Source organism: Janthinobacterium pasteuri (assembly GCF_051380775.1).
Classification (GTDB): Bacteria; Pseudomonadota; Gammaproteobacteria; order Burkholderiales; family Burkholderiaceae_D; genus Janthinobacterium.
The window spans coordinates 45,716-64,315 of record NZ_JBNYXS010000014.1; the positions used below are offsets into that span (position 1 = coordinate 45,716).

Sequence of the window (18,600 nt, forward strand, 5' to 3'; positions counted from 1 at the left end):
GTTCACCATAGACGGTAAGGCACGTTGTTCAAGCCCGTCTTGCCGGACGTGCAATACACATCGTACACATCGTCGCCTTCGCGCGGCTCGGCCGCCTCGCTGGCGTAGCTGCGCTTGCCCCACGTTTGCGCATCGCTCAAGCCCGCGTCTGCGTGGAACGGGTCGCGCGGCACGCGGCGCAGGAAAAACAGCTTGCTGCGCTTCGGGTTGCGCTGGTCCGGCACGCCCTCGACCAGCAATTCCAGGCTTTTCGGGTAGCCGCTGGCGTCTGGCGCACGCAGGATGCGGCCCTCGTCGCCGGCCCGCTTATAAGCGTCGAGCCCCTGGCGGATCTCGCGCAGAGCGCGCCGCAAGTCCTGCTCCTGGCGCCGCTGCATGGCCACCTGCGTGACGGGCACCACCAGCGTGCCCAGCACGCCCAGGATGGCCAGCGTTACCAGCAGCTCGATCAGCGTAAAACCGCCGTGCGTGCGCGCCAGTCTCATTTGGCGACCGGCACCGGCTGGCTTGACGACAGCGGCAAGGGCGCCGCCTGCAACGGCGCGGGCTGGCCAGGCGATATCGGCAGGGGCGATGCGGCCGGCTCGGGCGATGGCGCCACTTCCGGCGCGGGCACGCTCTGCGGCAATGTCTGTGGCAAGATCGGCGGCACCTGGCCAGGCGCCATCAGCGGCTGCGCGGGCGCCGGCTGCATGCCGACTGCCGACGGTCCGGAACGCACGATCAGCGTGCCTGGCATTTGTGTGGGCGCCTTGGCCGCCATGTCGGGACGGCGGCGGAAGCTGCCTTCCGTGCCGGCCGAGAATTCCGATTCCTTCGCCTCCGGACGCTGCACCGTGCGCACCAGGTGCGGCGTGATTGACAGCACGATTTCCGTCTTCTGGCTGTCGTCCTTGCTGCTGCCGAACAGGCGTCCCAGCACGGGAATGTCGCCCAGGCCAGGCACCTTGTTGCCCGAGCTGCGCTCTTCATTGTTGATCAGGCCCGCCAGTACCTGGTTTTCGCCATCCTTCAACTGCAGCATGGTCGACGCCTGGCGCGTGCCGATCTGGTACAGGGTCGAACCGCTCCTGGTGGTGGTGGCCGCGCCCAGGTTGCTCACTTCCAGCGAGATGCGGATGCCCACTTCATTGTTCAAATAGATGGTCGGCTCGGCGTTCACCGTCAAGCCCACGTCCAGGTAGCTGACCGATTCCGAAGCAAAGCCGCCCGTGCCCGGCGAAATGGTGGTGGTCACCACGGGCACCCTGTCGCCGATGACGAATTTCGCCTTTTCCCGGTTGCGCACGCGGATACGCGGATTGGCCAGGATGTTCGCATCGCCGTCCGTCTTGTTGAGGTTGGCCGTCACGGACAGGTCGCTCACGCCGATGCTGCGCTGGTTCAGCTTATTCAGGTCATTGATGGTCAGACCCATCCCGCCCGACGTGGAAAGCGGCGTCAGCGTCAGGCTCGCTGGCCAGGCCACGCCCAGTTCCAGCAGGCGGCTGCGCTTGACTTCGAGGATTTCCAGCTCCAGCACCACTTCCGCCTCGGGCACGTCCTGCAGCGCGATCAGGCGCTCGGCCAGGCGGATCGCCTCGGGCGTGTCGCGCACGATGACGAGGTTGAGTTTTTCATCGGCCACCACGTCGCGCGTCTTGAGGATGGTCTTGAGCGTGTTGGCCACCTGCTTGGCGTCCGCATTGGCCAGGAAGAAGGTTTTCACCAGCACTTCCTGGTATTCCTTCAGCTTGGCCGCCACATTCGGGTAGATCAAAATGGTGTTCGCATCCATCACCTGCTGCTCCAGCTGGTTCGTCACCAGCAGGAAGTAGACGGCCGATTCCACCGTGCTGTTCTTCAGGAAGATCGAGGTTTTCGCGTCGGCCTTGACGTCCTTGTCGAAGACGAAATTGAGGCCGGAGCGGCGCGCGATCAGCTCAAACACCTGCTTTAAAGGCGCGTCGCGAAACTCGATGGTGATCGGCTGTTTGTACGACCTGGCCAGGCCCGATTCGACGATGGGCGGCGCCGTCTTTTCATCGACCTCGCGCAGCAGCGCGCGCGCGCCCGCATGGTTCGGCTGCTCGGTGAGGATGGCGTTCAGGCGCTGGCGCGCCGGGTCGTATTGTTTCGCCTCCAACGCCGTGCGTGCATCCGCCAGCAATTTGCCCTGGCGCTGCGCGCGCTCGAGCGCGCGCAAGCCGCTGTTGGCCCGCTCGTTTTGCGCATCGATTTCCAGCACGCTCAGAAAGCCCGCGCGCGCCTGCTCGCCCTGCCCCGCTTGCGCCAGGCGCTCGGCCTGCTGCAAGCGGGTGCCCGTGGCCCGTTCGCGCGCCTGCAGCCAGGCGCTGCGGTATTGCGCATTACCGGGGTCTTGCTGCAGTGCTTCCTGCAGCTTTTGCAGGCCGGCCGGGATGTGATCTTGCGCAATCAGTTCGCGCCCGTCGCGGTAGGCTTGCTGCCCGGCGCAGCCGGCCAGCAGCACCAGCAACACCAGCAACGGCGCCGATGAAAAGGAACGAGACATCAATCGAGTACTCCAATGTTGAGCTGCTGAACCTGGTTCAACGGCAGATAAGTGAGCGTCATGACGGGCGGCGCGATCGTCACGACCTTGTAGGCGCCATCGATGACGGTATTGGCGCGCACGATATACGTCTTGTCGGCGCGCGACAGGAACACTTCCCAGGCGCCGTCGGCGGCCGCCTTGCCCAGATAGACGAAAGGCAGTGGCGGCGCCATCGGCGCCGGTGGCGGCGGCGCGGCGGTCACGGCCATTTTCGGTGGCGGCGGGGTCCAGTTCTGGCTCTGGAAGACACCACCGGCGCCGCCAAAGGTATCGCCATCCTCGCCCGCCACTTCACTGCGCGGCAGCAGCGCCACGATGACCGGCTGCGCGGCCTGCGCCCTGGCGGCTGCATGGCGCGCCGGCACGACGACCCGCTCCACCGCCTCGGCCACGTCGGCCACGGGCTGGCGCTCGCCGAACAGCAGCAAGGCGCCGGCACCCAGCACGCCGGCCAGCATGAGACTATGGCGCGGGGTCATGGCGCCTCTCCCGCGCTGTCAGCCAAATAAAATGTCAGGCGCACGCGCGCTTCGAGCTCGGTATCGGCGATCTGCTCGCGGCGAAAACTCAGTTCGTCGAGCGAGGCAAAGGGGGCCGCGCGCAGCGCTTGCAGCGCGAACTGCCACACGGCCGCATAACTGCCCTTCAACGGCAAGGTCACCTGCCAGGTGGCGACACGGCTGGCCTTGTCGTAGCCGTTTTTATATTCGCCCTGCGCCAGCACGAGGCCGTTTTTCGCGGCCAGGTCGAACAGCTGCTTGACCTGCTGCTCCGCGTGGCGCTGCTGTCCCAGGGTGGCATAAAAGCGCGCCAGGTTTTCGCTGGCCGTCGCCGGCGGTGCCACGGCCGCCACGGCCAGCGATGGCTGCGGCAAGGGCCGCGCTTCCAGCTGCGCCGCCACGACGCGCTGCTGCCAGGCCCAGGCCCAGGTGGCCATGCCCAGCACGAGCAGGACCACGGCCAGGCAGGCGGGCGCGCCCGCGCGGCGCAGCAGCAGTTGCGCGCGCAGGCGCAAGAGGCTGATGTCGATGGCCATCATGGCGTGCCCCAAACGGCTTCCAGCTGGAAGCGCAGCGGTTTGTTCGGATCGAGCGCATTGATTTCATGACGCAGCAGCTGCACGCGGGTGCCGAACAGCTCCTGCTGCTTCAATTGCGCGATGTAGGCCACCATGGCGTCGCTGCCGGTCGTCTCGGCCGTGATCTTCAGCACGCGCTTGCGCGCATCCGGTTCCAGCGCCAGCAGCGCGATGCCGGGCGGCGTGGCGCTGGCCAGCGCATCCTGCACGTCGCGCCACGGCAAATTCAATTGCAGGATGGCGGCATTCACGGCCGCCGCCTGCGCGGGCGCAATGGGTACTTGCGGTGTCGGCACCGGCCCCTGCGTGGCGGTCATCACGCGCTGCTGCGCCAGATGCCAGCGTGCCTCGCTTGCCTGCTGGCGCTGCAGCGCGACGCTGCCGCTGTACGCTGCCGTGACGCTCAGCGCCACGCCCAGCGCACCAACGCACCACGCCCACGCGGGCACGCGATGCAGGCTGCGGCGCCAGCTTGATGGCGCAAAATCGATATCGAGGCGCGTCATGCCACGCCTCCGCTGCGGGCCAGACGGGCGCCCGGCGACAACGCGCCGTCCCCGTCTGGCGTGGAAAAAACCTGGCAGTGGAACGCTGCAGCCGGCGCCAGCCAGCCCGCTGGCGGCGCGCCGCACAGCTGCAGCAGCGCCGGTGAGGGCACGCCTTGCAGCAGCGCCTCGCGCGCCAGCGCCTGCAGCAGCCAGTCCCGGCCCGCGCCCGGTGGCACGGGAAGCGCGCGCACGGCGCGCAGGCAGCCATCGTGCCGCACGCCGAGGGTCAAGGTGTGCTCCTGCAGCTGGCCAAACCAGGCGCACGGTGTGAACGCACCGTTCCAGCGATTCCAGTGGCGCGCGAATTGCGGCGTGATGAAAATCAGGACCAGCTTGCGCGCAGCAGCCACGCGGGTCAGCTGCGCCAGCAACGCGCGCGGCACGGCACAGAAAAACGGCGCGCGCGCATCCCAGGCGCTGCTGCTGTGCCACAGGCCTGGCGCATCGCCGTACAGCGACTGGAAGCGCAGCGCGGCGGCCGCCTCGATATCGGCCAGGCGCGCGGCGCCTTGCGGCATGTCCACTTGCCACAGGCGCGCCAACCCATCGTCGAGCACCACGGACAGTGGCCAGCCCGCGTATTGCCCCGCCGGCAGCAGCTGTTCCAATGCCTGTCCCAGGGCTGCGAAGTCGCCATGCAGCGTGCCATCGGGTACATACGCAGCTTCGCCCAGCGGCGTCCAGGCGGGCGCGCGCCAGCGGCTGCTGCGCCACAGGCTCACTGTGCCCGACGCCACGCCCAGGCGCAAACCTTGTCCAAAACCTTTACGCATGCAGGGTGACCCTCTTGATTTCCGTGATGGTGGTGGCGCCCCGTTTGACCAGTTCCAGCGCCGCCAGGCGCAGGCTGCGCGTGCCGTTCGCATACGCTGCCGCCTTGATCTGGCGGATCGGTTTTTTATCGACGATCAGTTCGCGAATTTCATCGGTCAGCACGAGAATCTCGGCGATCGAGCGGCGTCCCTTGTAGCCCGTGCCGCGGCAATCGCCGCAGCCCTTGCCCTGCTTGAATTCATACTCATCAACGTCGGCGCGCGCCAGGCCCACGCTGGCCAGTTCCAGATCGTCCGGCGTGTAGCCGGTGGCGCAATGGGGGCAGTTGGTGCGGATCAGCCGCTGCGCCCAGATGCCGTTCAGGGCCGAGACAAACGCATACGGATCGATGCCCATGTGGGTAAAACGGCCAAACACGTCGAAGACATTATTCGCGTGCACGGTGGTGAGCACCAGGTGGCCAGTGAGGGCCGACTGCACGGCGATTTCCGCCGTTTCGCGGTCGCGGATTTCGCCCACCATGATCTTGTCGGGGTCGTGGCGCAGGATCGAGCGCAAGCCCTTGGCAAACGTCAGCCCCTTCTTTTCGTTGACGGGGATTTGCAGGATGCCGGGCAGCTGGTATTCGACGGGATCTTCGATGGTGATGATCTTTTCGCGCCCGTTGTGGATTTCCGTCAGCGCCGCGTACAGGGTCGTGGTCTTGCCCGACCCCGTGGGACCGGTGACGAGCAGCATGCCGTAGGCTTCCTGCGCCAGCGCGCGCAAGGCTTGCAGCGACGGCGCGTCAAAGCCCAGCGCTTCGAGGGTCAGGGCACCATACGCCTCGATCATCGCGCGCTTGTCGAGGATGCGGATGACGGCATCCTCGCCATGGATGCTGGGCATGATGGAGACGCGCAAATCGATTTCGCGCCCGCCCGACTCGACCCGGAAGCTGCCGTCCTGCGGCACGCGGCGCTCGGCGATATCGAGTTCGGCCAGCACTTTCAGGCGCGAGATGATGTGTTCGGCCACTTCGATGCCGTTGACGGACGTGGCGTGATCGAGCACGCCGTCGACCCGGTACTTGACGGCCAGGCCGCCGGCCGTGCTTTCCAGGTGGATGTCCGAGGCGCCCGCCTTCAGCGCGTCATATAAAGTCGAATTGACCAGCTTGACGGCCGGGCTGGCCGCTTCCGAGACGCTGGCGAACGACAGCACGGCGGCCGTCTTGCCATCACGCCGCGCGTCAGTGGCGGCGCCGGGCAGCAGGCTGTCGACGGCGCGCGCCGACTCTTCCTGCTTCGACAGGTAGGCACCGATGTCGGCCTGCAGCGCCAGGCGCACGTTCAAGACGCCCTGCCCGGCGCGCGCACTGAGCCAGGTTTGCAGGTCGAGGTCGAACGGGTCGGCGATCACGCCCACCAGCTGGCCGTCGGCGGCGCGCAGCAGCACGCTGTGGCGCGCCAGCGCCTGCGACAGCGGCAGCAGGTCGAAGGCGGGAGAAAACGCCAGCATGTCGGCCGTTTCCAGCACCTCCAGGGCGAACGGGCGCGCCAGCTCGCGCACCACGGCGCGCGCCTCGATGCCGCTCAGCTGCTGCAATTCCTCGACCAGGCTGCGCTTCGATTGCCGGCACAGGGCGCGCGCGCGCTGCAGCAGCGCAGGGTCGATGGCCACGCTGGGCACAGTGGATTCGGCAGCGGTTTGCATCATGAAATGTCGCCGGCGAGGTCAAAGATGGGCATGTACAGCAAGATCACGATAGCGCCCACGACCAGGCCGATGGCGGCCATCAGCAAGGGTTCGAAAGTGCGCGTAAAACGGTCGATCCAGCGGCTGATTTCGCCGTCGTAAAAGGCGGCCGACTGCGTCAGCATGGGGCCCATGTCGCCCGTGCGCTCGCCCACGCGCAGCATGCGCAGGGAAATGGGCGTGGTCAGTTGATATTGCTCAAACGCGGACGACAGGGGCTGGCCCGCCTCGATGGCGCCGCGCGCGCCTTGCAAGGATGCCTGCATGCCCGGCGAAACCATCGCTTGCACGGTGGTAATCGCCTGCACGATGGTGATGCCGCCTTCGGCCAGCATGCCCAGGGTCAGGTACAGGCGCGACAGTTCATAGATGCGCACGCGCTCGCCGATGCCGGGCAACTTCGCCAGCAGGCGCGCCACGCCGCCATGGCGCAGCACGCGCCGCACGGCGGCAAATACGACGCTGCCGATGAGCGCCAGCCCGAGCAACAGCAGCACGCCATGCTGCGTGACGAACTGGCCCCAGCTGAGCATCACTTGCGACATCCACGGCAGGTTGCGCCCGGCGCCCTGATAGACCTCGGCGAAACGGGGCACCACATAGCTGATCAGGAAGACGCTGACGCCGCCACCCACGGCCAGCAGGATGGCGGGATAGATGGCGGCGCTGACGATCTTGCCACGCACCGTATCGATGCGCTGCTGGTAGTCGATGTAGCGCGACAGCGCGCGCGGCAAGTCGCTGGTGCCCTCGGCCGCCTTGACGATGCCGATATACAGAGGGGGAAACAGTTCGGCCTGCTCCGCCAGGACGGCGGAAAAGCGTTTGCCTTCGCGCAAGCCTTCCAGCAGGCGCGTGAGCACGCTGCGCGTGGCCGGCGACGCTTCCTTTTCCAGCAAGGCTTCCAGCGCCTCGACGATGCCGAGGCCCGCACAGAGCAAGGCCAGCAATTCCTGGCTGAACAGCACCAGGGGCATCGCCCGCGCGCGCTGGCGCCCGGCTGCGCTGAACGGCGTGGCGCGCAGGGGGCGGATGGCGCTGACGAACAGTCCGCGCGCCTCGGCCTGGCGACGCGCGTCGGCTTCATCGCGGCCATCGATCACGCAGGTTTGCAAGGTGGCGACTGCCTGGTCTGTGGAAAGCGCGCGTACTTCAAACTGCATGATGGCTTGTCCGTGGCGAAAGAGTGGGCGCGCTGGCCTTATTGCGAGCTGATGTCGGCATTTTCGCCGCTGCCGCCCGCCTGGCCATCCTTGCCCATGGAGACGATGTCATATTCGCCCTTGCTGCCGGGCGCGCGATATTGATAGGCATGGCCCCAAGGGTCGAGCGGCACGGCCTTTTTCAGGTAGGGGCCATTCCAGCGCGTGCCGGCGGCGGGCGGCGCGACCAGCAGCGCGGCCAGGCCCTCTTGCGTCGTGGGATAACGTCCCACGTCGAGGCGGTAGGTGTCGAGCGATTTTTCAAACGCTTCGATCTGTGCCTTGGCCACCGTCACTTCCGATTTGCCCAGCTGGGCGAAATACTTGGGGCCGACATAGGCCGCCAGCAAGCCGATGATCACGATCACGACCAACAGTTCGAGCAATGTAAAGCCACGCGCATGGCGCGTCGCCGCAAAGTTCTGCCTGTGAGCTGCATGCATCCGGTAACTCCTTATTGCCTACCTTCAATACATTGCCGCCATGTGCACCGCTGGTGGCTGCGCACAGGCGGCGCGTGCTTGCCTGATGCATAGCAGGCTACCATGCCACTTATGCTTAATACAATCTTTTATTTGTACTGAAAACAACAAAAATCCGGGGAAACCATCGAGTGTGCACTAACGCAAGTCGCGCGCCGCTTGCGCCGCCGCGTGGCGCGCGTACAATCGGCGCATGAGTGGCCATGCCGCCACCACGCACCGAGGAGCATCCATGCCGGCCTTCCGCCTGAGCTTTGCCATCCTGGCCAGCGCCTGTATCTTGCCTGCCGCGCCGGCGGCGCCCCCGCGCCACGCCTACATTGTGCAATTAGCAGCCACACCGCAGGCGCCGCAGGCTGATGGCGATGCGGCCCGGCGCGCAGAACGGCAGCGCGCCGTGCTGGCGCTAGTGCCTGACGCCACCGTGCAATACCGCTACACGACCGCCCTGCACGGCTTTTCCGCCCTGCTCTCACCGGCCGAAGTCAAGCGCCTGCGCGCCAGTCCCCTCGTCGCGCGGGTCTCGCCCGATACCGAAGAGCATGTCAACGACGGCGGCACGCACCGGGGCAGCGGACCCGCCCCGCAACATTAAGTCCGCGCAATGACATGACGCACCGACGTGCGCCGTGCCGCAAGGCTCACACGGTGTGGCGGCGGCGCAGAGCAAAACCGATCAGCGCCAGGCCACCCGTGAGCATCATCCATTCCGACGCTTCCGGCACGGCCGAGATCGTCGCGATGCTGGCGTAGGTGCTGCCGGCAATGCTGGCGGGCAAACCGCCGTTGAGCGGGGTCAACTCGAATTGCAGCAAGTTGCCATTTGCATTGCCCAGGTAGGAGGTGGCCGTGGCATCAAGCAAGCCCACGCCAAACGTCGTGCCCGCGTTGCCGGCCGTATTCAGGAAGTCGCCGCCAAAGACGATGTTGAAGCCGAACTTGCCACCCAGGGTCACGTTGTGAAACCAGTCGTTGTAGGCACCGCTATTGCCGAAGGTCAAAGTGCCGGGCAAGCTGCCGCTGACGCTGCCTTCCTGCGATGCCAGTGCGCCGTACGCCCCCGAGAAATTGTTCAAGGTGGCGCTGGCGCCCGGCGCGGGACTGTTGCCCGCGATAAAGGAGAAATCGAGAAAACCGGCGCCCGAGAACGCGCTGGTGTCGATTTCCACGTGGTAGCCGAGCGGGTCCGCCAGCGCCAGGCTGGAGCTGGCAGCCAGCACGGCGGCCAGGATGGCGCGGCGCATGGTCAGATGGAATGTCGTTGTCAACATGATGGTGTCCTTAGAAGTTGCCGGCGTAAACGCTGGCGGAATAATGGATCGTCACTTTCGACGGATTGATGAAACTGACGGCAAACGAGGCCGTCACGCCCGGCGCCAGGCTGGCCCCGTTGACGGTGACATACGCGGCGCCTGCATGGCTGCCCGTGGCATTCGCCAGGCTCACACCGGACGGCAAACCGCCGAACACCACCTGGAACGGGCCGGCCAGCGCACTGCTGCCTGTGTTGGTGAACGAGAACGTGCCCGTGTACTTTTGCGTCACGCGGTTATACGTGAGGCCGGAACTGGCTTGCGCTACGCCGGCCGTGATGTCGCGGTAGGCGGGCTGCAAATCCAGGCTGATGACGACAGGGTCGTGGTCCGAGGCGCGGTAGGGCAAGGCGTTGTACAGGTCTTGCGGCTTGGCGGCATCGATGTTGTAGTCGATCACTTCCGGCTCGTCCGCATTCACATGCCACTCGGCGACGCCGGCCACTTGCGGGCTCAGCGAGGCGCTGGCCAGCGCATGGTCGAGGTAGCCGCTCAGGCCGCCGAACACGTACGAGTACGGCATGCCGGACGGCCGCACGAAACGCTCGAGTTCATTGACGAAGCCGGCACCCGTGATGCGCTGGATCGGATCTTCCGCGCCATACGAATTCAAGTCACCGATGACCAGCACGTCCGGGTCGCCGGCGGCGGCAGCCACCTGCGGCACGAAGCTGCCCACCAGACGCTGGGCCTGCTGCACGCGGGTGGCGTTCCAGCAGCTCTGGCTATCGTTCTGGTCCGCGTCCGGCCCACTGGCAGGGCAACTGCCCTTCGACTTCAGGTGATTGACGACCAGCGAGAATTTTTCGCCATTGCCCGCCTGAAAGGTTTGCGCCATCGGTGGACGGTTGTTGATGGCGTTGGCATCCGACAAGGCACCGCCCACCAGCCCCAGCCTGGCTGGCTTGTAGATCATGGCCACGCGGATGGCGTCCGTGCCCGTGGCGACCGGTTTCGGCACCACGGCATACTTGACGCCGCCGATGGCCGCGTTCAGTTGCTCGACCAGGTAAGTGACGGCCGTTTCGCCATTGTTCTGGATTTCCATCAAACCCACCACGTCCGCATCGATGGCCTTGAGCTCGGCCACGATCTTGTCGCGCTGGCGCTCGAACTCGGCCAGGTTGTCGGCGCCCCGGCAATTGCTCTTGCTGCTAGACGAGCCCAGGGTGCAGCCCTGCCCCGTCTGGCCAAAGATATTGTTGCCATTCGTAAAGGTCGTGAAGAAATTCAGCACATTCGCACTGGCCACCTTGACGTTACCTGCGACCAATTCCGGCGCGCCGCCACGCGGATTGTCGCGCGAAAACTGCGGCAGCTGCGTCGGCTGCAATTTGTATGCGGCGCCGCCACCGCCGATGGCGCCAAAATCCACCACGCCCGTCAGGTCGGCAACCGTGTCGCCGCTGCGCACGGTGCCATCCTGGCCGATGTACGGAATGCTGGGCGGCGTGACGAAAATGCCATCATCGAGCACGATCAGATTGTTCGCATTGGCCGCGATCAAGGCTTGCGCCTCAATCGAGCCGGCCGGATGGCGGTTGGTCGGCACTTCGCGCCGTCCCGCCGACAGGGTCAGTTCGCCACGCGCGCCCAGGTAGGCGTTTTGCGACACGCTCAACGGTTGCGTGAAGCGCACCAGCATGCCTTCCACGGCGGCCAGCTTGTCGTTCGGCAAGGTCACATTCGTGGGCACGATGCTGTGGCCTCCGCTTTGCGTGAGGATGGCCGTCACATCTTTCAATTCCGTATAGGAATGTTTCGCGCCCGTGGGCGTGTATTCGAAGACCGTGCCCGTCACGCGCACCAGTTCGCCCGGCTGCACGGTGGTAACGGTCGTGCCCGTGTAGACAAAGATGCCGTCCGAGGTTGACGGATCACCATCGCCGGCCATGTCCTGGAGGAAGAAACCGGTACCCACCTTCAGGGTGACCACGCCTTCGGTCGTTTGCACGGAATTGGCGTAGGGACTGGCCGCGCCCGATCCCTGAATTTGCGGAATCGTGTGGCTGATGGCGGCCAGGCCTTGCACCGCGACGTCAATCTTGCAGCTGGCACTTTGCTGCTGGTCATTGCTGAAGCTGACGATGACGGGATAATTGCCCACCGGCACGCCAGCGGCCACCAGCAGGCTGGCCGTGGCGCTCTCGCCCGCCACGCCGGCTGCGCTGAAACTGGCCAGGCTGATGCCGGCCACGGCGGGCGACGTCACGCTGGCGGCAGTCACGACGCCATCCACGTCGGAAGCGCGCAACACGGCGCTGCCGCCATTGCCCACGGCCAGGGCCAGGCTGGCCGGGCAGCTGGTGACGATCTGGTGCACGACGGGGCCGCCGCACACATGCAGCGGCGAAGCCGTATTGCGCGGCGTCACGCTGCCGGTGGCGAAGTCCACGCTGTTGTCGTCCGTGTCGCCGCAGCCGCCATTCGCGCGCGCAATCGACAGGGTATTCGACGGCGCGGGCGCCACGGCACCTTCAAAGCCATTGGCCGTGCCAAAACCGACCAGGTCGATGACGGCCGCGCCCGTGGGGCTGGCCCCCGTTTGCGCCGTCTTGGCATTGCTCAAGAGCACCTTGCCCGCCGTGCCCGACAAGGCCAGGCTGCCCGTGGCGTCCGGCGTGGGCAAGTCTTGCGTGCCGCCCGTGCCCTTGGCTTGCTGGACCAACAAATACTGGCCAGCTTGCAATTCGATAGCCGGCAAGGCCGTCACGGACCAGCTCGTATTGGCGGCGGACGCGTATTGCACGCTCCAGTTGCTCAGGTTGACGGGGCTGGCACCGCGGTTGAACAGCTCGATAAAATCGTTGCGGTACACGGCACCCGTGTTGCCGCCGCCACCATACACCTGGCTGATGACGACATCGGAGGCAGCCAAGGCTGGCAGGGACAGGCTGGCCAGCACAGCGGCCATGACCGTCAGGCGCAACGGTTTACGCAGGGACAAGGGCGGGATGGACGCGGCGGCAAGGTGGAAATTCATGGTTTTCCTGGTCAGTTAAGTGTGAGCCAGCCTGGGCTGGCGCTGGCAGGCTGGTCTTGACAAATTGATGACGAACTTATGATTTACATACTAAACAGCCCGCATGACGGGTTGATGACATTTAATTAAGCTAAACGGAGTAATGCTCAACCCGAATCCAGGCTGGCGGCCGCATGCCAACAGTATCTTTCCCGCAACGCCAGACTTTACAAAGCAATCCCGGCGCGTACTTGGCCGCACAATATGATAAAATTCAAACAAATAAGTTTAGTTCCTGATAAGGAATTGAACGGCAACACCAGACCCCGTAGTGCAGGCCCCATCCATGCCTGACCTTGAAGTGCACTCCCGGCCTTGCTCGCAAAGGTAGCCTGGACAGGAGTGACGACAATCGCATGTGGATACACGCGTTGAGCAACGCACCCTTCCATGCTTTTTGAGAGATCGATCATGCCAACAGCAATTTTCACGCCAGCCTCTTCCCGTCCCTTGCTGCTGGCCGCAGCATTGATGCTATTCGGCGCCAGCGCCCAAGCGCAAACGGCCCCGTCTGCGCAAAAGAATGAAAAGAATTGCCAGGCAAGCACGCAGGACGCGAATGGCAATGCGAAAGATGCCAATCTGGACGGCACCTACAGTGCCTGCAGCCTGGCCAACGGCTTCATCGGCTTCGGCAATCGTCTCGGCGACGGCAAGAACACGACACCGGAATTTGACGGCAAAATCTCCGACCAGGAATTCCGCAAGGTCCCATCGGCCAATAATACGAACAGCCTGGCCACGCGCCAGTTGCCTGCCGATGCCGACGCCAGCGAGCCGCGCCAGACACTCGCCAGCAGCGATCGCAACTATCGTGTTGCCACGCGCGATTTCGTCGCCGCCGAAGAAAACCGTCCCTTCGATGACGCCGCCGGATACCGCGGCCCGGGCCGTGTGTACAACCAGGGCCGCAGCGACGACACCACTCTTCCACTGATCTTCTCCTCGTCGCTCGGCGAAGGCTTGCCTGCCACTGGCGGTGGCGTTGGTAGTGGCGGTTCCGGTGGCGGCTTCACGGGCGGCAGTTTCATCCCCGTGACGCCAAGCATTCCAGGGGTGACGCCAGACATTCCAGGTGTGACGCCAGACAATCCGGGCGTGACGCCGAACATTCCAGGCGTGACGCCAGACATTCCGGGCGTGACGCCAGAGATTCCAGCCGTGCCGGAACCGGAAACCTATGCCATGCTGCTGGCAGGACTGGGCCTCGTCGCCCTGGCACGCCGCCGCAAGTGCAAATAACGCACCAACATGAAAAAGGCCCGTGAGGGCCTTTTTTTTATTGCGTGTAAGAATCAGGTTTCAACGCCGGAAGCCCGCATACGGTGCCGCCAGCGGGTCGCCGATAAACAGGCCCTGGGCCGGCCACAGCACGCTGCCCCAATACGCTTCCAGTGCCGTGCTGCCGGACAGGTAGCGGCGCAACAGCACGGTCGGATTGGGAAACTTCTGCCAATAGTTGCACGGTTCGCTGACGGTGCCATAGCTGGCCGTCGCACCAGCCTCCAGCCAGCGCTGGCTGCTCATCTGGCTACTGCCTTGCAAGTCGCCGCCAAACGAGGTCAGGTGGTCGGCCAGGGCGCCGGGCAGGAAATGCAGCGTCTCCAGCTTGGCCACCTTGGCCAGACCCGTCTGGTACACCATGATGTCTTGCGCTCCTTCCAGGCTGTCCGCCTTGAGGTTCTTGATGGTCAGCTTACGCTGGCGCACCACGCCGGCCGGCGGAAAGAAAGCGGCACGGCTATTGCGTGCCGCATCGCTGGTCGTCAGGTAATAAGCGCTGGCGGCCGGCACGGAAAAGCCGATGACCGAGCCGCGATCCACCACGGCCTTGGCTTCGTCCACGAAATCGACAGGCAAGAGCATCGACAAGCGCATGCCCAGCTGCCTGTAGGGCTGGCCAACGTCGCTGTTGAAATACGCGCTCGGCTTGCCCGGGCCGCAGGTCTTCGCACATTGATCCCCGTCATAGCCCAGGGTGAAGGCGGACGTGATGGCATTGCATTCGACGGCATATGGCGCGCTCCATACCATCAGAACGGCCTGGATCTCGGGTTTCAGCTGGGCCTCGATGCGCTCCTTTAATTGCGCGAACTGATCTGCGCTGAGCTTGGGCGGACGGTTGGGGATCTTCACGTGCACAACGTTCGCCACAGGGATGGCATGGGCCTTGCGGTAATATTCACCCACTTCAATACTATTCGGCTCGGCATCGTTGATGACGATGGCCAGTTGCGACGGCTGCAATCGTGGCGCCTCAAGCGGCACCTCGGCATGCGCGATGCAGGCGACCAGCGCCAGCGAAAAACAGAAAAAGTTATGCAATGGTGAATCTCGCCCGATGAGGTGGAATCGAAGCCGCCACGTGGCAGCCGCCAGCTATGCCAAATGATTATAGCGCCATGCAATCGACAGGCGAAAAAAAGCGCTGTCCACGCCAAACAGGGGGACTCCAGCGTTTTTTCCCTGTGCCCCTGCTGTCTGACTGTGCATGTATCGAACAAGTATGTTTCATTGTTCGATAGGTTAACAATACTATTCGTTCAGCACAACAATATGGATACGGCTATAATTGCTAAAATTATATCAAACTATTTTTTAATGTACTGGGGCACGCATGTCAGCATGGATGGAGTTACGGGCAGATACCTATCGTCAATATGGCCGCAGCAGCGCGCTCTTGACGCTGCAGACTGCGATACGCAGTCGCACATTCCGGGTGGTGGCGACGGCCCGGCTTTGCCAGGCAGCGCGCAATTCCAAAGGCGCGGGGAAGTTGCTGCTGCCAGCATGCAAGCTGCTGCATCGATGCGCTGCCTCGATGGCCGGCGTGGATTTCCCTTGGCAAACAAAAATTGGGGCCGGATTTGCCCTGACGCATGGCTGGGGAATGGTCATGAGTCCTGACGCAGTCATTGGCCGAAATGTGACATTATTTCATGGTGTAACGCTAGGTCGGCGTGACCGCATTAGCGCAGATGGACAGCGCATGACGGGCTACCCGACACTGGAAGATGAAGTGTGGGTCGGTCCGCATGCGATCATCACGGGCGGCATCACTATCGGGCGCGGCAGCCGCATTGCGGGCGGCGCCGTCGTCAGCGAAAACATCCCCCCCTACTCCATCGTTGCAGGAAACCCCGGGAAAATCATCAAGAGCGACTGCATTCCCGACGTCATGCATCCGGCGCCACTTGACGAGTAGTGCACCGCACAGCCCCAGTCGCACATCAGACACGCCGATACACGTCCTCCAGGCGCACGATATCGTCCTCTCCCAGGTAACTGCCCGACTGCACCTCGATCAGGTGCAAGGGTAGCTTGCCCGGGTTTTCCAGCCTGTGCGTCATGCCAATCGGGATATACGTCGATTCGTTTTCCGTCAACAAGGTCACCTTCTCGCCGCACGTTACTTGCGCCGTGCCGCTGACCACCACCCAGTGTTCGGCGCGGTGATGGTGCATCTGCAGCGACAGTTTGCCGCCAGGATTGACCGTGATGCGCTTGACCTGGAAGCGTTCGCCGATATCGATGCCTTCATAGCTGCCCCACGGGCGGTACACCTTGCGGTGCTGCACATGCTCGCTGCGTCCCGCCTGCTTCAAGTGATCGACCACCTGTTTCACGCGCTGCACCTGGTCCTTGTGCGCCACCAGGACAGCGTCGTCCGTTTCCACCACGATCAAGTCCTGCACGCCCAGCACGGCCACCATGCGGCGCTCGGCGCGCACCAGGCAATTGCTGGCGCCATCGAGATATACGTCGCCGCGCACCACGTTGCCGTTGGCGTCACCCTGCTTCTGCTGCACTTCCCACAGGGCCGACCAGGAACCGACATCGCTCCAGCCGATGGCGGCCGGCAACACCACTGCATGCGCCGTATGCTCCATGACGGCATAGTCGATCGAATCGGATGGGCAGGCGGCGAAGGCCTTCTCTTCGAGGCGGCAGAAATCGAGGTCGCGGTAGCCGTCGCGCACGGCGGCCTCGCTGGCGGCCAGCATGGCCGGCTGGAATTGCCCCAGCTCGCTCAGATAGCGTTCGGCGCGGAACATGAACATGCCGCTGTTCCAGAAATAATTACCGGCGGCGAGGAACGACTGCGCCGTGGCCAGGTCCGGCTTTTCCACGAAGCGCTCGACCTTGCAGCCCACGGCACCGGGGCTCACGGGCGCACCGCTGCGGATGTAGCCATAACCCGTTTCCGGCGCCGTCGGCACGATGCCGAAGGTCGCCAGCGCGCCATCGGCCGCCAGCAGCGCCGCCTGGGCGATGGCCTGATGAAACGCGGCCACATCGGTAATGACATGGTCGGCCGGCAAGACCAGCATCAGTGCCTGCGGGTCGATGGCCAGCAGGTATTTCGCAGCCACGGCCACGGCCGGCGCCGTGTTGCGCCCTACCGGTTCGAGCAGGATGCCCAGCGGCGGCAAGCCGATCTCGCGCAGCTGTTCGGCCACCATGAAGCGGTGCTCATTGCCGCACACCACCAGCGGCGGCATGACGTCGACATCGGCCAGTCCGCTATCACCGGCACGGCGGTTGGGCAGGCTGAGCACGCGCAGCGCTGTTTCCTGCAGCATGGTCTTGTCCGTTACCAGCGGCAGCAACTGCTTGGGCAGCACGGCGCGCGACAGCGGCCAGAGACGGGTGCCCGAACCGCCGGACAGGATGACTGGATAAATTTTCATGGTGTCATTTCAAAAACAGTTTATTTGGCAGCATACAGGGCCGGCGGGGTAACAGTGCGGCGCAGGCTGCGGCGGTCGCGCGCATTGGCCCATGCCTCAGTCTCATACTCGGAAACATGGCGCATCTGGCCGACACGATCCACACTATAATCCTTGAAGACGATCATTTCATCCAGTACCACGCCAGGCAGCACGCGCGTGTATTCGAACAGCACGCTGCGCACCACTTCGGCACCGCTGCAGACATGGCTGCCGTGGCCGATCCAGGCAGGCCCGATGATGGTCGCTCCCGCTTCGATGCGGCAGCCCGAGCCGATGTAGACGGGGCCCTCGATGCGCGTGCCGCCGCTCCAGTCGATGCTCGTGTTCAGGCCGGCCCACACGCCATCGGCGATCTGGGTGCCAGGCACATGCAAATGAGCAACTTCGCCCATCAGCACGTTTTGCAGTACTTCCCAGTAATCCTTGACGCTGCCGATATCGATCCAGTTGTACTGGCGCTTCTGCGCATAGAAAGGCAAGCCCCGTTCTACCAGCAAAGGAAACAGTTCCGAGCCGATATCGAAGGGCTGGCCGGGGGGAATCAGCTGCAGCACTTCCGGCTCGAAAATATAGATGCCGGTGCTGACGCAATTGGACAGCGCATCAGCCTCTGCCGGCTTTTCCTGGAAGGCGCGGATACGCCCGTCGGTGTCGCTGACCACCACGCCATAGCTCGATACCTTGTCCCACGGCACTTCCAGCGTGATGACGGACGCCAGCGCCCCCACGCGGCGGTGCTCGCGCAGGGCCGCTTCCAGGTCGAGGTCGATCAAGGCGTCGCCGCACAGCACGATCGTCGTGTCATCGAAAAAGCCGCCAAACTCCTGGATCTTCTTCATGCCGCCGGCCGAGCCCAGCGGTTGAGGCACGACCTCGCCCACATCGTTCGTGTAGCCTTCGAAGGAATAGCCGATGCGCACGCCGAACTGGTGGCCTTCGCCGAAATACTCCTCGATCTTGTCATGCAGGTAGCTGACGTTGACCATGATGTCGGTCACGCCATGCTGCACCAGGTGCTCCACCAGGTACGCCATCACGGGCTTGCCCAGGATGGGGATCATCGGCTTGGGCAAATCATAGGTCAGGGGCTGCACGCGCGTGCCCTTGCCTGCTGCCAGTATCATTGCTTTCATCGTCGAACATGCTCCATCAGAGTG

The 18,600-nt window shown here is 64.2% G+C and carries 17 protein-coding genes; 3 read left to right on the plus strand and 14 right to left on the minus strand.

Annotated features, from left to right (window positions below; genetic code table 11):
• Positions 1–2 precede the first annotated feature (2 nt).
• Genes ACQ4WN_RS15390 through gspG form a run of 9 tightly spaced genes read right to left on the minus strand, consistent with a single transcriptional unit; the run spans position 3 to position 8,336 of the window.
• Positions 3–485 carry a type II secretion system protein gene (locus ACQ4WN_RS15390; RefSeq protein WP_436552327.1) on the minus strand — a complete coding sequence of 161 codons (483 nt, stop codon included), beginning with the start codon at positions 483–485 and terminating at the stop codon, positions 3–5.
• Positions 482–2,512 carry a secretin GspD/PilQ domain-containing protein gene (locus tag ACQ4WN_RS15395; protein WP_436552407.1) on the minus strand — a complete coding sequence of 677 codons (2,031 nt, stop codon included), beginning with the start codon at positions 2,510–2,512 and terminating at the stop codon, positions 482–484. The genes ACQ4WN_RS15390 and ACQ4WN_RS15395 overlap by 4 nt, the downstream gene beginning before the upstream one ends.
• Entirely contained in the window at positions 2,512–3,033 is a 522-nt protein-coding gene (locus tag ACQ4WN_RS15400; protein ID WP_436552328.1) for a hypothetical protein, read from the minus strand. The genes ACQ4WN_RS15395 and ACQ4WN_RS15400 overlap by 1 nt, the downstream gene beginning before the upstream one ends.
• Entirely contained in the window at positions 3,030–3,593 is a 564-nt protein-coding gene (locus ACQ4WN_RS15405; RefSeq protein ID WP_436552329.1) for a hypothetical protein, read from the minus strand. The genes ACQ4WN_RS15400 and ACQ4WN_RS15405 overlap by 4 nt, the downstream gene beginning before the upstream one ends.
• The gene (locus tag ACQ4WN_RS15410; protein WP_436552330.1) at positions 3,590–4,138 is read right to left on the minus strand and encodes a ubiquitin family protein; all 549 of its coding nucleotides are present in this window, start codon (positions 4,136–4,138) and stop codon (positions 3,590–3,592) included. Before ACQ4WN_RS15410 ends, ACQ4WN_RS15405 begins: the two co-directional genes overlap by 4 nt.
• Positions 4,135–4,953, minus strand: coding sequence for a hypothetical protein (locus ACQ4WN_RS15415; RefSeq protein ID WP_436552331.1), 819 nt, complete (start codon positions 4,951–4,953; stop codon positions 4,135–4,137). Before ACQ4WN_RS15415 ends, ACQ4WN_RS15410 begins: the two co-directional genes overlap by 4 nt.
• The gene (locus ACQ4WN_RS15420) at positions 4,946–6,652 is read right to left on the minus strand and encodes a GspE/PulE family protein (protein ID WP_436552332.1); all 1,707 of its coding nucleotides are present in this window, start codon (positions 6,650–6,652) and stop codon (positions 4,946–4,948) included. The genes ACQ4WN_RS15415 and ACQ4WN_RS15420 overlap by 8 nt, the downstream gene beginning before the upstream one ends.
• The gene (locus ACQ4WN_RS15425; RefSeq protein WP_436552333.1) at positions 6,649–7,854 is read right to left on the minus strand and encodes a type II secretion system F family protein; all 1,206 of its coding nucleotides are present in this window, start codon (positions 7,852–7,854) and stop codon (positions 6,649–6,651) included. The genes ACQ4WN_RS15420 and ACQ4WN_RS15425 overlap by 4 nt, the downstream gene beginning before the upstream one ends.
• 38 nt (positions 7,855–7,892) lie before the next feature.
• Positions 7,893–8,336, minus strand: a complete 444-nt coding sequence (gene gspG, locus ACQ4WN_RS15430) for a type II secretion system major pseudopilin GspG (RefSeq protein WP_436552334.1) — start codon at positions 8,334–8,336, stop codon at positions 7,893–7,895.
• A gap of 271 nt (positions 8,337–8,607) precedes the next feature.
• On the opposite strand from gspG, the gene ACQ4WN_RS15435 reads away from it, so the two are divergent.
• Complete coding sequence (locus ACQ4WN_RS15435) at positions 8,608–8,970, plus strand: protease inhibitor I9 family protein (protein ID WP_436552335.1); 363 nt, start codon at positions 8,608–8,610, stop codon at positions 8,968–8,970.
• 46 nt (positions 8,971–9,016) lie between these two features.
• Here the strand turns inward: ACQ4WN_RS15435 and ACQ4WN_RS15440 are convergent, their stop codons facing one another.
• Complete coding sequence (locus tag ACQ4WN_RS15440) at positions 9,017–9,646, minus strand: NF038129 family PEP-CTERM protein (RefSeq protein ID WP_436552336.1); 630 nt, start codon at positions 9,644–9,646, stop codon at positions 9,017–9,019.
• A gap of 10 nt (positions 9,647–9,656) precedes the next feature.
• The gene (locus ACQ4WN_RS15445; protein WP_436552337.1) at positions 9,657–12,671 is read right to left on the minus strand and encodes an ExeM/NucH family extracellular endonuclease; all 3,015 of its coding nucleotides are present in this window, start codon (positions 12,669–12,671) and stop codon (positions 9,657–9,659) included.
• A 450-nt stretch (positions 12,672–13,121) separates the two neighbouring features.
• Here ACQ4WN_RS15445 and ACQ4WN_RS15450 point away from each other — a divergent pair, with 450 nt between their 5' ends.
• Positions 13,122–13,952 (plus strand): PEP-CTERM sorting domain-containing protein, encoded by an 831-nt coding sequence (locus ACQ4WN_RS15450; RefSeq protein WP_436552338.1) that lies wholly within the window; start codon positions 13,122–13,124, stop codon positions 13,950–13,952.
• Positions 13,953–14,012: 60 nt separating this feature from the next.
• On the opposite strand, the gene ACQ4WN_RS15455 is transcribed toward ACQ4WN_RS15450, so the two are convergent.
• Positions 14,013–15,035: a TIGR03790 family protein gene (locus ACQ4WN_RS15455; protein WP_436552339.1), complete on the minus strand. Its 1,023-nt coding sequence runs from the start codon at positions 15,033–15,035 to the stop codon at positions 14,013–14,015.
• 292 nt (positions 15,036–15,327) lie between these two features.
• Here ACQ4WN_RS15455 and ACQ4WN_RS15460 point away from each other — a divergent pair, with 292 nt between their 5' ends.
• Complete coding sequence (locus ACQ4WN_RS15460) at positions 15,328–15,915, plus strand: serine acetyltransferase (RefSeq protein WP_436552340.1); 588 nt, start codon at positions 15,328–15,330, stop codon at positions 15,913–15,915.
• Positions 15,916–15,940: 25 nt separating this feature from the next.
• Here the strand turns inward: ACQ4WN_RS15460 and ACQ4WN_RS15465 are convergent, their stop codons facing one another.
• Positions 15,941–17,401 (minus strand): mannose-1-phosphate guanylyltransferase/mannose-6-phosphate isomerase, encoded by a 1,461-nt coding sequence (locus tag ACQ4WN_RS15465; protein ID WP_436552341.1) that lies wholly within the window; start codon positions 17,399–17,401, stop codon positions 15,941–15,943.
• Positions 17,402–17,421: 20 nt separating this feature from the next.
• A complete protein-coding gene (locus tag ACQ4WN_RS15470; RefSeq protein ID WP_436552342.1) occupies positions 17,422–18,576 on the minus strand; it encodes a nucleotidyltransferase family protein in 1,155 nt (384 codons plus the stop codon).
• Between the last annotated feature and the right edge of the window lie 24 nt (positions 18,577–18,600).

Bases quoted from the DNA above. Each gene is read 5' to 3' on its own strand.
- ACQ4WN_RS15465 (WP_436552341.1), bottom strand. From the start codon at position 17,401: ATGAAAATTTATCCAGTCATCCTGTCCGGCGGTTCGGGCACCCGTCTC.
- ACQ4WN_RS15405 (WP_436552329.1), bottom strand. From the start codon at position 3,593: ATGATGGCCATCGACATCAGCCTCTTGCGCCTGCGCGCGCAACTGCTG.
- ACQ4WN_RS15415 (WP_436552331.1), bottom strand. From the start codon at position 4,953: ATGCGTAAAGGTTTTGGACAAGGTTTGCGCCTGGGCGTGGCGTCGGGC.
- ACQ4WN_RS15425 (WP_436552333.1), bottom strand. From the start codon at position 7,854: ATGCAGTTTGAAGTACGCGCGCTTTCCACAGACCAGGCAGTCGCCACC.
- ACQ4WN_RS15395 (WP_436552407.1), bottom strand. From the start codon at position 2,512: ATGTCTCGTTCCTTTTCATCGGCGCCGTTGCTGGTGTTGCTGGTGCTG.
- ACQ4WN_RS15435 (WP_436552335.1), top strand. From the start codon at position 8,608: ATGCCGGCCTTCCGCCTGAGCTTTGCCATCCTGGCCAGCGCCTGTATC.
- ACQ4WN_RS15390 (WP_436552327.1), bottom strand. From the start codon at position 485: ATGAGACTGGCGCGCACGCACGGCGGTTTTACGCTGATCGAGCTGCTG.
- ACQ4WN_RS15470 (WP_436552342.1), bottom strand. From the start codon at position 18,576: ATGAAAGCAATGATACTGGCAGCAGGCAAGGGCACGCGCGTGCAGCCC.
- ACQ4WN_RS15410 (WP_436552330.1), bottom strand. From the start codon at position 4,138: ATGACGCGCCTCGATATCGATTTTGCGCCATCAAGCTGGCGCCGCAGC.
- ACQ4WN_RS15440 (WP_436552336.1), bottom strand. From the start codon at position 9,646: ATGTTGACAACGACATTCCATCTGACCATGCGCCGCGCCATCCTGGCC.
- gspG (WP_436552334.1), bottom strand. From the start codon at position 8,336: ATGCATGCAGCTCACAGGCAGAACTTTGCGGCGACGCGCCATGCGCGT.
- ACQ4WN_RS15420 (WP_436552332.1), bottom strand. From the start codon at position 6,652: ATGATGCAAACCGCTGCCGAATCCACTGTGCCCAGCGTGGCCATCGAC.
- ACQ4WN_RS15460 (WP_436552340.1), top strand. From the start codon at position 15,328: ATGTCAGCATGGATGGAGTTACGGGCAGATACCTATCGTCAATATGGC.
- ACQ4WN_RS15445 (WP_436552337.1), bottom strand. From the start codon at position 12,671: ATGAATTTCCACCTTGCCGCCGCGTCCATCCCGCCCTTGTCCCTGCGT.
- ACQ4WN_RS15400 (WP_436552328.1), bottom strand. From the start codon at position 3,033: ATGACCCCGCGCCATAGTCTCATGCTGGCCGGCGTGCTGGGTGCCGGC.
- ACQ4WN_RS15450 (WP_436552338.1), top strand. From the start codon at position 13,122: ATGCCAACAGCAATTTTCACGCCAGCCTCTTCCCGTCCCTTGCTGCTG.